General features: G+C 64.9%; 5 protein-coding genes. All 5 read right to left on the bottom strand.

Annotation, left to right across the window (positions count from 1 at the left end):
- Positions 1 to 66: 66 nt before the first annotated feature.
- Entirely contained in the window at positions 67 to 1,569 is a 1,503-nt protein-coding gene (locus tag M1R55_RS24570) for an aminotransferase class III-fold pyridoxal phosphate-dependent enzyme (protein WP_249395506.1), read from the bottom strand.
- A complete protein-coding gene (locus tag M1R55_RS24565) occupies positions 1,566 to 3,344 on the bottom strand; it encodes a thioester reductase domain-containing protein (RefSeq protein ID WP_249395505.1) in 1,779 nt (592 codons plus the stop codon). Before M1R55_RS24565 ends, M1R55_RS24570 begins: the two co-directional genes overlap by 4 nt.
- Positions 3,341 to 7,198 (bottom strand): amino acid adenylation domain-containing protein, encoded by a 3,858-nt coding sequence (locus tag M1R55_RS24560; protein ID WP_249395504.1) that lies wholly within the window; start codon positions 7,196 to 7,198, stop codon positions 3,341 to 3,343. Before M1R55_RS24560 ends, M1R55_RS24565 begins: the two co-directional genes overlap by 4 nt.
- Positions 7,195 to 14,946 carry a type I polyketide synthase gene (locus M1R55_RS24555; protein ID WP_249395503.1) on the bottom strand — a complete coding sequence of 2,584 codons (7,752 nt, stop codon included), beginning with the start codon at positions 14,944 to 14,946 and terminating at the stop codon, positions 7,195 to 7,197. The genes M1R55_RS24560 and M1R55_RS24555 overlap by 4 nt, the downstream gene beginning before the upstream one ends.
- A 309-nt stretch (positions 14,947 to 15,255) precedes the next feature.
- Complete coding sequence (locus M1R55_RS24550; RefSeq protein ID WP_249395502.1) at positions 15,256 to 15,960, bottom strand: 4'-phosphopantetheinyl transferase superfamily protein; 705 nt, start codon at positions 15,958 to 15,960, stop codon at positions 15,256 to 15,258.
- Positions 15,961 to 16,278 lie beyond the last annotated feature (318 nt).

Raw genomic sequence — 16,278 nt, 5'->3', positions numbered from 1 at the left:
CTGTTCCGGAAACTTGCAATGTTAAGTGCGCCCTCCTGAGTTGAGGGGCGCGAACGGCGATGGCGCTCATGCAAAGACCCCGTGCGCCTGCATGCGGCCCACCGCTTCAGTCAGACCCGCCGAAAGTTGGGCCACGTCTGCTGCCGTGTGCGCCGCCGACAGGTCTACGGTGGGCAACGTTTCCATGTACACGTCCATAAGCCGCAAGTACAGCGTGAGCAAGCGGGCCGCCCGCACGTTTGCAGGTGTAAAGGCACGGAAATAGGCGCGGGCGGGGTTGTGGGCGTCAGGGAACGGCGTGAACTCAGCATCGGGCGAGGGCAGAGCAAAAGCCAGCATGGAATACAGGCGCGGGTGACCGTCGAGACGCAGGGGGAGGCCACTTTGGGCGGCGAGTGCATCGACTTGGGTTTTCAGGTGGGCGTGGTGGGCATCCAGCGGTGCGAAGAGACCTGCTCCAGCCTGCGCGGTGGCCCGCAACGCCGCCAGCGACGCCGTGACACTCAGGGAATTGGCGGCGGCGGTGGTACTGATCCAGACCTTTTGGCTGACGTAATCGTTGACCAAGCCGGCGGTGGTGGCGCGGTTCATCAGGTCGGCGCGGCCCCCGACCACGCTAAGAGGCAGCCCCAAACCACCCGTAATTTTACCAAAGCAGCTCAGATCCGGCTGCACACCAAAGGCTTCGGCCACCCCACCCGGAGCGAGGCGAAAGCCGGTAACCACTTCGTCACAAATGAGCGGGATGCCCAGCTCTGCGGTGACGCTGCGGAGTTGCTGAGCAAATGCCTGTGCGCCCGCCAGGTCGTTCATCATGAAGCGGGGCACGGGGTCGAGCAGCACGCCCGCCAACTGCGCGGCGTGGTCGCGGATCAGTTGCAGGGCGACGGGATCGCCGTAGGGCAAGATCAGAAATTCTGCGCCCGCCGCCCGAGACACGCCCCCGGTGGCGACTTCGGGCGCGATGCTCTCCAGCGGGCCCTCTGGGGTGCGGCCTGCCCAAGTCAGGGCCGGATTCACGAGACCTGATTCGTGCCAGCCGTGATAACAGCCCTCGAATTTGGCAATCAGGGTACGGCGGGTGGCGGCGCGGCACAGGCGCACGGCGGCAGTTACCGCGTCGGCCCCGGCGTGCAAGAAAGCCACCCGCTCCATTCCCGGAACCAGGGCACAGATGGTTTCGGCCAATTCCACCTGTTGAGCCACGAAATAGCCTGCGCCGGGGCCTTTGCCCAGGGCGGCGGCGAGGGCGGTCACCACGGCGGGCGGATTGTGGCCCAAAATGCCCGCCGTGTAGCCCATGTGCGCGTCTACAAACTCGTGCCCATCGGTGCACACGAATCGGCCCGCCTGCGCTTCTGCTAGGCACAGCGGTAAAACCGGGCTGAAATACGGCAGTTGCGAGCGGCCTCCGCTGAGGGCTTGTTGGGCGCGGGCGTGCCACTCCAACGATCGGCGCTGGCGGGTGGCAACCCCGGCCAGCACGCCCAGAACATCGCGGTTTCCGGCAGCCAACAGGTTCAGCGCCCGCTTTTGCTCGGCGTCCAGTGCCAGCGGCGCGGCGGTCATGACTTTCCTGCACTCGGAGAGGGTAAAAACCCACTCTTGACCATGCCTGACAGGTAAAACTGTATCAGGTTGGCAGTCACGGGCGGGCAGGTCAGGCCCATCGGGGCGAGCCGGGCCACCGCCTGCGCTCCGTCAAAATGCGGCGGCCGCAACCCAGTCGCCTCGGCCACGCCCAGATGGGCGATCAGGGGCAGCAATGTGTAGAGCGAGTTTTCTGGCCCCGCCGCCTCGATGCGGGCCTGCCAGTCGCCGTAATCGGTGGTGTCTAGCGGGTAGCCGGAAGCGCGGAGGTATTCAAAAATGTCGTTCAGGGCGCTGATTTCGGGGTTGACGAGATGGTAGGTCTGCCCCTGCGAAGTTTCGTCCAGCGCCAAGCGCACCAGTCCGGAGGCAGCGTAGTCGGCACTGACGATGTTCAGGCCGCTGCGGATGTTGGGAGCAGCACCCAGTTGAACGCAGCCCCGCAGCAGGCGGCACAGCGCGTCGTTCTCGTTGCTGACACCCGTGCGCGTATCGCCGCCAATGATGCTGGGGCGGTAAATGGTGACCGGAATGCCGCGCCGACACGCCTGCGCCGCCACACGTTCGGCCACCCAGCGGCTTTGGGCATACCCGCCCGTCACGGTGGGCAGGGCGTCTATGTGTTCGGTTTCGGCAATCCGGGCGCGGCCCAGCAAACGCGAACTGCTGAACAGGTGAATGGTACTCACAAAATGGACGGGCTTCAGGTGGCCGCGCACCGCCAGCCGGAACAGGTCGGCGCAGGCGTCCACGTTGCTGGGTTTAAGGGTGGCGTAAGCGTAAGCAAAATTCACAGTGGCCCCGGCGTGAAACAGGGCGTCGACTTCTTCAGCTAGGGCGGAAAATCTAGCCTCTCCCAGCCCAAAGTGGGGAAAAGTCAGGTCGCCGGGATGGGTACGGATACGGCTGGCATCCCAAATTCTGTCCGGACAGAATCGCTGCTGAGCGGCCCGTAAGCGTTCTAGGGCGGCTTCCGACGAGTCGGCGCGAACCAAGCAATGCACGGTCAGGCTTGTCGTCGCCAACAGTTCGGCCAGCAGATGCGAGCCAAAAAACCCGGTGGCTCCGGTCAGGAAGACGGCCCGCCATTGCCCCGGCGGCGTGGTTTCGGCCCCAGGCGCAGGCCGAATCTCGGCGGCCAGATTCACATCGGCCCGTAAGAGGTCGGTGGACTGTTCCAAGTCGGTGTCGTCGGCCTCGAATTCGGAGAGGTCGAGGGAGTCCGGTGTTGTGGGCCGGGTTCTTTGGGCCACAGCCACGCCCGCCGCCACTCCTGCTGGTGTAGGCGACGAAAACATCAGGGCCACGGGCAGGGTCACACCCAAGCGGTCGCGCAGTTTGGCCCCCAATTCCGTTGCCAGCAGTGAATCACCGCCCATCAGGAAAAAGTCGTCGTGAATGCCGAGAGCAGGGCGGTTCAGGACTTCGCAGAAGACGGCCAACACGTCGCGCTCCAGGTCGGTGCGCGGTGAGGCGGCGTGGCCTGCCGCTGTGGGGGCCGGGTCGGGCAGCGCGGTGGGGTCTACTTTGCCGTTGGCCGTGAGGGGAAAGGCGGGCAGCACGGCAAACTGGCGGGGAATCAGGTGGGCGGGCAGGCGGCGTTCCAGTTCCGCCAGCACGTCTGCGCTGAGTTGCTCGGCGGCGGAGGCAGGCGGCGGCGCAAGCTCCTGCTCGGCCAATAGGCGGGCCAGTAACGTGCGCTGCGTCGGTGTGAGTGGAGTGGAGATGAATTGGGTGGGCGTCCGTTGGCTCATGGCAGGCCTTCCTCTGGCCCGGAAGCCGCCGTGACCCGGTGCAGCAAGCGGGCAAAGCGGGCTTCCGGGCGCAGATCGGCAATGCTGGCGGCGCGGGTGGCCGCCATTCGGTCGGGTTCCAGTAGGCCGCCCACCAACGAATGGATGGGGCGTTGCGCGGCGCCGAGGCACAGGGCGCGGGCTACAGCGGAGTCGTTCAACTCGCCCACCTGACACACCCCCAGCGCCGTAGACGCAGCCTGAAGCTCCAGCAGGCCGGTCATCAGGCCCGCCTCAAGCGTACAAAAGTGAATCGAGCGGTCGCCGTATACCGGGGCGATAGTCCGCAGATCGGCCACCAAGAATAGAGCGAAGGCGGCCTCGTCGAACATGGGGCGGTTGATGAGGGGATGGTAGGCGGCGCGGGGCAGAGGCGGCGCGTCGGGGACGGCACGCAGGCAGCCGGAAGCGGTGTCGAGGACGTGCAGGCCAGCGTTCAGCCCTTCAATACGGCCTGCCCGTGCCCACACGTACGCGCTCAACGGGTACAGGTCGCCCGCCGAGGCGTAGCGCCGCCGCCCGGTAAGGGGATCGGGCAGGAGCGCGCCCAGCCACGCTCCGAAGACAGGCGCGGGCAGTGGCTCCAGCGCGTAGCGGCGGAAGCTGCGGCGGGCGCGGAGCCGCTCCAGGTGCGGGCCAGCGGGCGAAGTGAGCGGAAAAGTCGGGCCGCTTTCAAAACGAGAGACGGACGATTGTTGCTTAAAGGCGGCGCGGGCCTCCAGCGTGGTCAACAGCTTCAGTTCTGCGTCTAGCTCGGCGTTGCCACTCTGGTAGGGGCGCAGGGTATCGGCAGCTTGCAGTAGTTCGGCCACGAGGGAATCTGGGCCAGCAACTTCAGGCATGGCGTCTGGAATGAGGTAAGCCGTGAGCGTCGGCTGTCCGGCGGGGCCGGGGCGCACCGTGACCAATGTGTCCCGCACGCCCGGCACCGCGCGGATGGCGGCTTCGACTTCTCCGAGTTCGATGCGGTGGCCGCGAAGTTTGACTTGACGGTCGACGCGGCCCAGCAACTCTAAGGTTCCGCCCGGCAGCACGCGCCCCAAATCGCCCGTGCGGTACAGCCTTTCTCCGGTGCGTGGATGCACAAAAAAGCGGGAGGCGCTGCGTTCGGCGTCCTGCCAGTAGCCCAGCGCCACGCCTACGCCGCCAATAAACAACTCTCCGGGGGCCAGATCAGGCGCGGGATTCAGGGCGGAATCGAGCACCTGCACCGTTTGATAGGACATGGCGCGGCCATACGGAACGCTGGCCCAGCCAGGATCCGGTCTGTCCACTTCGTGCAAAATCGACCAGATAGAAGCTTCGGTTGCCCCGCCCAAACTGATCAACTGAGCCTGCGGCAAGTGCTTTTGCACGGTTGGCAACAGGCCCAACGGAATCCAGTCACCGCTGAGTAGGAGCAGGCGGAGGGAAGCCAAATCGGAAGAACCGTCAGACCCGATCAGCCCGTTCTCCAGAAGCATTGTCAGCAGCGCCGGAACCGAATTCCAGACCGTGACGCTGTGAGTCCCAATCAGGTGCCGCCAGTGGTCGGGGTCGCGGCGGCCCGTGTGGGTAGGCAGCACCAGCGCCGCGCCCGCCGCGAAGGTGCCGAATAGGTCGTACACCGACAAGTCGAAGGTGAGAGCCGACACGCCCAACACCCGGTCAGCCGGGCCGATGGCGAAGCGGTGGTTTACGTCCAGTACGGTAGTGACTGAACCGCGGTGATCGATCATCACGCCTTTGGGCTGCCCCGTGGAGCCGGACGTGTAGATGATGTAGGCGAGGTCGGTGGGCAACACCGTGGGAAGCGGCACCTTCGCGGCGGGCGGCGGCGAATCAGTGAAGGGCCATACGGTCAGGCCGGGTGGGGCAGGCCAGCGGGCCAGCACATGCGGCTGCGTCAACGCCAATTGTGCGCCGCTGGAGTGCAGCACATTGAGGATGCGTTCATGGGGCTGGTCGGGGTCAATGGGCAAATACGCGCCGCCCGCCCGCATCACCGCCAACGCCGCCGCCGCGCCTTCCCAGCCGTGCTCCATGACCAGTGCGACGGGTTGGCCTGCGCCCACGCCAGCGGCCCGCAGAGCCTGCGCCCAAGCTGCGGTCAGGGTGTCCAGTTGGCCGTAAGTCCAAACTTGGTCGCCTGCAATCAGGGCAGGGGCGCTGGGCTGTACGGCGGCGCGGGACTCGAACAGGCCGGGCAGGGTGGCCGGGCTGCGGTGGGGATTGTGTTCAAAACCGGGAGCGGGACCCGTGGCCCGCGCCGCCAATTGGTGCGCCGGAGCAAGCGGATGATGGGTGGCTGTCCATGCCGCGCCGCTGGCAAGGTCATGCAACAGGCGCAGGTTGGCCGCAAACATCTCGTCCAGCACGCTGGGAGCAAACAGCGCGGCGCGGGCGTCCCAAGAAATATTCAGGCCGCCGCCCTGCTCGAACACCTGATAGTCGAGGTTGACTTGCGGGGTCTGCGACAGGCCGTACACCACCTGTACGGGCAGCGGCGGCGGAATGGTGTCTTGGGCGCTGTGCCCACCTGCAAGGTGACTGGTAAACACGACGGGACACAGGGCGTGACGCACTCCTGTTTCCCGTGTTATGTCGCGCATGACCTGTACGCCGCTGTAATAGCGGTGCTCCAGGTCGGCCCACAACTGCGACTGAAGCCGAGCGGCGCGGGCGCTAAAGGCTTCGGTGGGCTTGAAATCGAAGGCCAGCAGCGTGGTTCCGGTAAAGTCGCCCACCAATCGGGGCACGGCGGCATGCAGTGGCAGGCGGTTGAAGACAGTCAGGTTCAGCGTAAAGCGGCGGCTTCCGCTCCAGCCCGCCAATACCGTGCCGAACGCACCCAGCAGCACACTGGCGGGCGTGACACCGTGTTGGTTCGCCAACATTTTGAGCGCTTGCCACTCCTGCGGCTCCAGGCGGGCGCTGCGACGAGAAAACGTACGTCCTTCGGGACTGTCTTGGGATACGGAATCGAGAGTGCGGGGCCGGGGCAATTCGGGTGCGGGGGGGAGTTCAGGTAGACGGGCCGTCCAGTACGCCTTCGAGGTGGCCCGCAGCTCAGAACCTTCCAGGGTGGCTTCGGCCTGGCAGTACTCGCGGAAGGTGATCGGCAGCGGCGGCAGCGCGGCATCGGGGTTGTTGTAATACACCAACCAGTCTTCCAGCACCAGTTGAAAGGAGCGCAGGTCGAGCAGCAGCATGTCGAAGGACACGCACACCCGCGTGACACCGGACGCGAGACGCAGCGCCCGCAGGTCGAACATGGGCCACACGGCGGGGTCGTATACGCGGGCCTGCATGTCGGCACGGTGGGCGCTCAGGCGGGCCTCACTCTCAGCGGCGGTCAGGCCCGTGAGGTCAGTTTCGACAATCTCAACATCGGGCACCTGCTCCAGCACACGCTGAAGACCGTCCGGCTGCACGACGATCCTGAGTTGAGCGTGGCGGGCGACGACTTGTTGCCACGCCCGCGCCATGCGCCCCACGTCGGTCATCGCCCTATCCGTTATCGTTAGGTCAAATTCACTGTAGACGTGCGCTCCCACGCCGCCCAATTCCAGTCCTTTTGTGCGGCCCAGCCAGTAAGCGTGCTGAATATCGGTGAGTGGGAAGGGAGCGTGCGCGTGGGCCGGGTCAGGCGTGACAGTGGGCAGGGCTGCACGAGTCGGAACAGCTGGGGCCGCCGCTGCCGCCACTTCTTTTTCTTGCAGTAGGCGCAACAGCAAGGCCCGTTTTTGATCAGGGGTCAGGTGCGCCAGTGGGTCTGATGGCTGAGTTGACGCTTGGTCTGCTGGGAGATGGGAGGGCGGGCCAGTGACGGTCATGCCCGGCCCCGCTGCTCGGCCAACAGGCCCGCCAGCATCGCGTCGACATCGGCGTCCGGTAAGGTTTCAACGTGTTGATGGAGATCAGCTCCGGGGGCAGCACGCGGTACGGTCAATACCTTCGGCTGTGCTGCAGGCGCAGTCAGGCTGTCCAGCACGAATTCGGTCAGGCCACGCAGCGTAATGCCGCCGACAAACTTCATAGGCGACACTTTCACGCCCGTTTCGGCCTGAATCTGGCTGCCCAGTTCCACGGCCATCAGCGAATCTACGCCCATTTTCATGATCGCCAAATCGTGGTCGAGCTTGCCCGGCGATGTGCCCAAGATGCGGGCCAATTGTTCGGCAAGGCGGTGACTCAGGGCGGCTCCGCGTTCCTCTGCGGACAGACTGAGCAGTGCCGACAGGAATCCGCTTGCCTCTTGGGTGGACGCTTCGGCGTCGGCGGACGACAGCAGATGCGCCAAACGCGGGGGCAACGGCACACCTCGGGACTGAACGAGCAAGGGCCAATGCAGTGCCGCGACGCCCACTGCGCCGGGGGTGCGAGGGTCGCGGCTCAGCGCGGCGGGCCACAACTCGCCCAACGCCGCCAACAGTTGACCCACCGGAACGGGCGTCACGCCCACCGCTTCCAGCCGCCCCGCCACCGCCGCTTGCCCGGTCAGGTAGCCTACATCGGCCACCGCGCCCCAGTTGACAGTCAGTGCAGGCAAACCCTCGGCGCGGCGGACATCGGCCAGAGCATCTAAAAAAGCGTTGGCTGCAGCATAATTGGCCTGCCCCACATTGCCGATCAGGGCGCTAACCGACGAAAAACACACGAACACCTCCAGCAGGTCAGCCTGCGTGTGGGTGTGCAGATTCCACGCGCCTAGCACTTTGGGAGCCGTGACGCGGCTGAATCGTTCGGGCGTCAGTTGCTCGATCAGGGCGTCGTCGATGACCATTGCCGCATGGAATACGCCGCGCAGTGGCCCCAGTTGGCGGGTGCGTTCCAGCAGTGTTTGCACGGCGTCCGGGTCAGCAATATCGGCCTGTTCCAGTGCAATTTGCAAACCTTCGGTGTGCTGAAGAAGGTCATTCACGGTGGTTCGCGCCGCCTCGCTGCCCCCACTTCTTCCCACCAGCACCAGCCGCCGCGCCCCGCGCCCGGCCAGCCAGCCTGCCAGCGCCAGCCCAAAGCCGCCCAATCCGCCCGTGATCAGGTACACGCCGTCTGGGTTTAGGCGCACCGGTTTGGGGACAGAAGACAGCTGCGCCGGAGCTTCGGCAGTGAGGGCCAGCACCACTTTGCCTGTGTGCCGCGCCTGCGCCATAAAACGGAAGGCCGATTCTGCCGCCGCATACGGGAACACGCGGTAGGCCAGCGGCGCAAGCTCGCGGGACTCGAACAGGCCCATGACCGTGTGCAGCAGGCCCTGCATCATCTGCGGGCGGTCGACCCACATCCGGTCTAGGTCGACGGCAAAGTAGGACAGGTTGTTGCGGAAGGGGGCCAAGTCCAATGGGCTGTTCTGATAGATGTCGCGCTTGCCGATTTCCACGAATTTGCCGTAGGGACTCAGGCAACTCAGGCTGCGCCCGATCGCCTCGCCCGACAACGAATTCAGCACGATGCTGACGCCCTTGCCGCCGCTGACCGCCCTTACTTCTTCGGCAAAATCCAGCGTACGCGAATCCATGATGTGGGCCGCACCCAACGCCCGCAACAGTTCGCGTTTTTCGGGTGTTCCGGCGGTGGCGTACACGGTGGCCCCGGCCCGCCGACACAGCGCGGTAGCCGCCAAGCCCACGCCGCCCGCCGCCGCATGAATCAGGACGCGGTCATCCGGCCCCAGTTGGCACAGGGTATGCAGCGCGTAATACGCCGTCAGGTACGCAATCGGCAGGGTCGCGGCGGCCTCGCTGGACAGGTGGGCGGGACGGCGCACCAGGTAGGGCAGCGGCACGGTGCGGAAGGTACTCAGGGCGTCGGGGCCGCACAGCACCACCGCGTCACCGGGCATGTATTGGGTCACGCCCTCGCCCACGCGCTCAATGATGCCCGCCGCTTCCATACCGTAAGAACGCCCGGTGAATCCGCCTTCTAACGCCTCGTCGGACAGCAGACCCATCCCCACCATGATGTCCTTAAAATTCAGCGCGGCGGCTTCCACACGCACTTCGACTTCTCCAGGTTCGGGGGCGCGGCGCGGCGCGGCCTGATGCACCAAACTTGCCAGCACGCCGGGGCGCTGAATGTGAATGCGCGTGGCAGTATCGGCAGGGATTCGGGAGCTGGAAGTGGTCAGCCGATCGCGGCTAGGACGGGTCAGGCGGTGAACCCAGCGCACCGACTGGCCCGCCACTCCACGGAAGGCCAGTTCATCTTCGGCGCTGCCGCCCAACAGTTCCCGCACCAGTACGGCAGCACTGGCCGCCGCCGGAGCAGCCGGATCAAGGTCGACCAGCCGAGGCTCGAGGTGCGGGTATTCGGTGCCAACCACGCGCCCCAGCCCCCAGATGCCTGCTTGCAAAGGCGCGACCGCCGCTGTGTTCACCGCCTGTGCTCCCCGCGTGACTAGCCAGAGCGCCGTGTTGGTTTCAGTGGTCGCCAACGCCTGGGTTGCTAAAGCCTGCACCAGCGCCAGCACGCTTTGGCCGCCCAAGGTTTCGGCGTGCTGCAACTCGGTGACGGAAGGTTGGGCAGGAGAATTCAGACCCCAAGCGAAGATGATTCCCGCAAACGCCTCGGCCTGTACCATCAGCGCACTCAGGGCGACGCGGTCAGCGGGTGGCACTTCCGATGCGCCGGGAATGTGCGTGCCCAGCGGGGCCACCACTTGCACCGCGCCTTGCCGCGCGCTCAATTCGGTACCCAGTTGGGCGGCAAAGTCGGCATCGTCGGCAAACAGGAGCCAGCGGCCAGCGGGGGCAGCGATTTGAGCGGCAGGAACGGCAGCCAGATCGGCCATCCCCACAGGCGCACGGCCCCAGATCAGGTCTCGCACGGCCAATTCGGATTCGGGCGCGTCGGGCAAACGCTGCACGTCTTCAATACCTGCAGCGTTCAGAGCGGCCAAAGGACTGGAAACTACCCCAAGCTCAGGCAAAAGCCCTGTCCATGCAGGCAAACGCCGGGTGAATTCCAGCAGCAGCACGCCGCCGGGGGCCAGCAGGTGTCGCAGGTTGGCGGCGGCGTCTGTTCCCACATCCACGCCTACCACCACATCGAATCTCTGCTGTTCACCTTCCCACTGCTCGGAGAGTGGGCGGGTGGGGCCGAGCAGCAACGTTTCCGGCGCAGCACTCAGGCTTTGGCCCGCGCGGGCAGCGGCGCGTTCCAGGGCGTCTGGGTCGGCATCGGCCAACGTGAGAGTGACGGCGGGGCGGGCCAGCGCGGGGGCCAACTGTGCCGTCAACCCACCCGACAAGCCTTCCCCTACCGCGTTCAATTGCAGCACTCGCACAGGTTGGGGCGAGGTTCGAGCGTCCAAGCTCCGGGCATCCAAAAGGCGGGTCAGCGCCGCCGCCAACAGCGTATGCGCGGGCCGTACGGTAGGCGAGGCGGAGCGCAGGTGGTCGAGGGGGCCAGACAGTCCGCCGAGCACAGAGAGTGTGGCAACATCGGTGGGTGGTGAGTGATCAGTGGTGAGTGCAGAAGGTCGGGGAGCGGGGAAATCTGCGTTATCAGCTTGCAACCGCGCCGCCAACGTCGCCCCGGCGCGGTGAAGTACCTGCAATTCGGCAGCGTGACCGGGAAAGCGTGACCAGAGCGAGCGCCAGAGGGTTTCAGGATCTGCATCATCGGAACCAGAGACGGCATCGGCCAAGGCCTGCGCCGCCTGCCTCAGATCAGATTGGGGCACACTGGGTACGTCGGCGAAGGCGGCCCTTGCGTACAGGCCAGCCAGCCGCGCACTCAGGGTTTCAAAGTCGGCCCGGTCTTGGGGGGTTCCTATGCGGGCCAGTGTATCGGCGCGGATGTCTTCCAACTCAGACAGGGCAGGGAGCGTCAGGGTAATCGGCTCAGCTTGTTGAGGTTCCAGCAGCGGGTGCCGCTCCCACGTGTGGGTGTACAGCATGGCGTCTAGGCTGGTGGCCGCGCTGTCTATCGCCTGACAACTCAGGCCGCGCACCTCGGCCAGCACGTGACCCGCCGCGTCCATCAGGGTCAGGTCGCCCGTGATGCGGGCCGTGTCCCAGTGGGTCAGGCGGGCGTGGGCGCACAGGGGGGCAGACCCATCGGCAGCGGGAATAAACACCAGTTCCCGAATCTGCACCGGCAAATACAGGCGGCCTTCCGGGGCATCCGGGAGCGAGGCCACCGCCCCCAAGAGCAGTTGAAAACACGCGTCCAGCACGGGCGGGGGCAACAAGCCGCCCTCATGTGGCAGCGCGGGCCTCAGCATTCCGAAAGCTTCTCCGTTTCCCGCACCCAGCCATACCTCTGACAATCCCCGGTAATGCGGGCCGTACTGCAATCCTAGGGCGTGAAACCGGGTGTAAAAAGCGTCGGTGGGGTATGGGCGCGGGAAACAGGCGCGGAGCGTGGGCAACGATTCTTGCCGTGCCAGATGGCCCCCCAACCGCCGCAATGTAGCGCGGGCGTGCAAAGTCCAGTCTTCGGCGGCGGGGGCGTCAGAACCTGCCGCGTCTGCCGCGCTCGCGGGGCGACTATGCACATGCAGGGCGTGCCGGGCATCTACGAGAGTGTGCACCACGCGGCCCTCACCCGGCGGCAAAGTCAGGGCCTGTGCAAAGGTGATATCGCTGAGCACTGCACCCGGCTCGGCAAAGGTTTCGCGGGCCGCTGCAAGGGCCATCTCGACATAGCCTGCACCCGGAAACACCACTTCGCCCTGCACCACATGATCGCGCAAATCGGGCGTGCTGTAGGCATCCAACACGTTTTCCCAGGCGGGTGTGGCCGAGTCTTGCCGCTCGCCCAACAGGGGATGCAGCTTCAGGCCGAGGCGTTCGCGGTGGGCGCGGGCCGTTTCGTTCCAGTGGCGCTCGTGCTGCCACGGATACAGCGGCAAGGGCAAATGCTGGGGCGCGGCGGTGTGAATTCGGGGCCAAACCATCTCACGGCCGAGCGTGTACAGGCGGCCCAGCGACCCCAGCAGCGTGATGCGTTCGGGTTCCAGGCGTCGCAGTGACGGCAACACCACGCTTGCGTTGCGGGCGTGCGGTTGGGCGGCCGCCGCGATACAGCGCGTCAGGCTGGCCGACAGCGCAGGATGGGCGCTGACCTCCAAGAAGACGTGCGGGCCGCCCCCCAAAATTTGCCGAATGCCGCCTTCAAACAGCACCGATTGGCGGATATTGTGCCACCACGCCGTGACGTCCAGTTCTGCGCCTTCGATCCAGCGCCCAAAGGTGGTCGACATCAGCGGGATACTCGGCGCACGCGGCACCAGCCCCCCCATCACCGTAAAAAACTCCGTGCGAATCTGTTCCATCACCGGGCTGTGAAAGGGCACGTCGACCTTCAGGAAGGCATTAAATACGTCTGCGGCAGTCAGGCGGGCGGCGATGGTTTCGAGGTCGGCGGTGACGCCCGCCAGCGTGAGGTCGGTGGGACTGTTGATGGCGGCCACCGATACCCGGCCCGGAAATTCGGCCACCAGCGCAGTGGCCTCTGCGGGCGGCAGGGTGACAGCCAGCATTTTGCCTTGCCCAGCAGTGCTGTGTTGCAGCCGGCTGCGCTGATAGATGAGGTGAACAGCGTCAGGGAGGGACAAGGCTCCAGCGATGTGGGCCGCCGCCGCTTCGCCGAGGCTGTGGCCGATAATCACGTCGGGCAGCACGCCCCAACTGGCCCACAGCCGCGCCAACGCCACTTGTAGGGCAAAAATGGCAGGCTGGGCAATCTGCGTTTCATTGATGCGCGACTCTTCTTCAGGACGCGTCAGTTCAGCCAGCAGGCTCCAGCCCGTATACACGGCCAGCAGCGCGTCTATTTCCTCCAGGGCGGCGCGGAACACCGGTTCGCCAGATTCGCCCAGCAGTTCGCGGCCCATGCCCCACCACTGCGGCCCCATGCCCGCAAACACGAAGGCCAGCGGCACCCGTTCGCCCTCGGCCACCGTGCGGCCCTGCGCCATGCCTGCCCGCGTTTCGCTGTCCAGGAAGGCCTGCAACTGCTCCTGCCATTCCAGGTGGTTACGCGGCGCAAGGCTCAGCCGGTACGGGTGATGCTCGCGGTGACGGCCCAACGTGGCGGCAAGGTCTGGGAGCGGCAGATGAAGATGCGAGGCGGAAAAGTCTCGGTACTGTTCGGCCACAGCACGCAACGCTTCCGGACTGCGGGCCGAAATGGGGAGGAGTTCGGCGCGGTTGTGTGAATCGGCTGCCTTGGCCTGAAGCTCTGGGATCAGCGGCGCACTGTCCAGCACCACATGGGCATTCGTGCCGCCGAAGCCGAAGGAATTGATACCCGTCAGGAACGACTGCGAGCCGTCTGGGTCGGTGGGCCAAGCCTGCTGCCCCACCACGACGCGCAGGCCATAGGCGTCAAAGGGAATGGCCGGATTGGGCGTATGGAAGTGCAGGTTGCCGGGGAGCTCGCGCTGCTGGATGCTGAGGGCAGCCTTGATGAGTCCAGCCATGCCCGATGCGGCTTCGAGGTGTCCCAGATTGCTTTTGACCGATCCGATCAGGCATTCCGGCTGGCCGGGGGCGTAGCTGGCCCGCAACACCTGTCCCAACGCCTTCACTTCGATGGGATCCCCCACCACCGTACCCGTACCGTGCGCTTCCACGTACCGCACCCCCGCCGGATTGAGGCCCGCACGTGCATAAATACTGCGGAGCAGGCCCGCCTGAGCTTCTCCGTTGGGCAGGGCGATGCCCCCGGTGCGCCCATCCTGATTGATGTCGGCGGCGCGGATCACAGCGTAAATGCGGTCGCCGTCGGCCTGTGCGCGGCTCAGCGGCTTGAGCACCAGAACGCCCGCGCCCTCGGCCCGCACGTAGCCGCTGGCGTCGGCGTCAAAGCTTTTGCAGCGGCCCTGAGGAGAAAGCATCTGCGCTTTGCTGAAGCCCATCGTGTTTTCGGGGCGCAGCATCAGGTTCACCGCGCCCGTGAGGGCCACCGCACATTCCCCGTTCCAAAGCGCCTTGCACGCCAAACTGACTGCCACCAGCGATGATGAACAGGCGGTATCGACCACAAAACTAGGCCCGTGAAAATCGTAGTGGTAAGAAATCCGGTTGGCGGTGATACAGGTGCCGACGCCCAAATTGGTAAACGAGTCGATGGAATGGCGGGCATTCGAGGCGGTCTGAATGCCCGCGTAATCGCAGGTCGAGACGCCCATAAACACACCTGTATCTGATCCCGCCAGCGTGCTAGGGGGCAGACCCGCATCCTGAAAAGCTTCGTCGGCCACTTCCAGGAGCAGGCGTTGCTGGGGATCCATGCGGGCCGCCTCACGCGGAGAAATACCGAAAAAGGCGGCGTCGAACTGGTCGATATCCCGAATAAAGCCGCCCCAGCGGGCATAGGTACGCCCCGGTGCGCGGTGATCGGGGTTGAAGTAGGCGTCGACCCGCCAGCGTTCCGCCGGAATTTCGGTGACAGCGTCGCCCCCGCTGACCAAAAAATTCCAAAACTGGTGAGGGGTGTTGGACTGGCCGGGAAAGCGGCAGCCGATACCGACGATGGCGATGGCTTCGGCAGGCTGAACAACTTCGGCAGCCAGCTCCACCCCATCCACAGCAGCAATAAAGGCGGAAGGCGTCCACTCGGAATGCGTCATGGTGTACCTCTGAGGAGAATTCCGGTCAATTCCCATTCTGAAATAATGAGGGCGACCCGACCAAAGGGAGAGGGAACGGGGTGACGGATTGGAGTGGACGCACCGCAGCGCAGCGGAGAGGATGGAGCAAAACATCCGGAATCCTAAGGAGAAGTGAAACCAGGAAGGTGGGCGCGGCGGCGGTGAGGGATAACACTGAACTGTGTGAGTGCAAACTGTAATTGAGTCTTCACTGTAAGCCAGAATTTTTCTTGGCGCTACGGGTGACTTGTCATCTTTTGCCAGAAGACCCCGCAGACTGAACCCGGTTCAAATGTCTGCTGAAGGTAAGGGATTCCAGTGCTGCACGCTGAGGCTAAGACGCTCGCGTGGAGCCGCCTGTACAACGACTGCGGCGCGGTAAGCGGGGATCAACGCCGGCGGCAACGGCACACATTGGCCCCGCCACTGCCTCAAATCCCCGTGAACCGCTTGGAGTACATCAATTTCAGCTCCAGCCAAGATCACACTGACTGCTTCTAGGGGCACGCTCAGGCCTAGGCCGCACGCTTTCAAATAGGCTTCTTTGGCCGTCCAGAGGCGGTAGAACATGTCCAGCCTATGCGGCGGCCCAACAGCCAGAAGCGCTGCACGCTCATACGGAGAGAATGCCGTTTGTGCCACACCACGCCAATTGACCCCAGCCCGCATCCGTTCCAAATCTACGCCTACTTCTCTCCCGCACCCCAGCGCCAGCAACGCCAGTTCGCCCGAATGCGAGAGGCTGAAGCGCCAATTTTCCGGATTCTGAGAGGCGGCCAGCTGAGGTTTAGTCCTGCCCGGTAAACGTTCGAACCGCACTTCAGCGGGCGGGATATGCAACACGGCCCCCAAAACGGTACGGCGAAAGACCACTGAAGCGACGTAAAACCCGCGTGCGGGGGCACCGGCATAAGCTTCGGCGCGTGCCAGTTCCTCACCCGATAGACAAGCAGCCAGTTGCCACGCGCCTGTTTCGGCAGCGAGCAAGTGCATCAAATGGATTTCAGCTGAAAAACCCATCGTTTCAGCTTTCAATCCAGATGAACTCGCCAAACGTCCGGCCTGACTCGCTGCGTGCGGTGGACTCATTGCGGTTGGCCCCCTCACACTCTTTCCACTCGGAATGACGGCAACTCAGGATGTCGGTGTGTCTTTGGAGGCGGTTTCGGTCGAGGCCGCGACCCCTGATACGAATTCCGTATGAAGCATCATTACGAGGCCGGATAGGAAAGTCAACCGCGCACGCTTTGAGCCGCAGTAGACGTGCGTGAAAAGGCCGCCACCATCGTGGCGTCCTGCGGGCGCCACGGG

It is taken from the genome of Deinococcus sp. QL22, assembly GCF_023370075.1.
GTDB lineage: Bacteria > Deinococcota > Deinococci > Deinococcales > Deinococcaceae > Deinococcus.
This window is presented reverse-complemented; position numbering and strand designations above follow the sequence as displayed.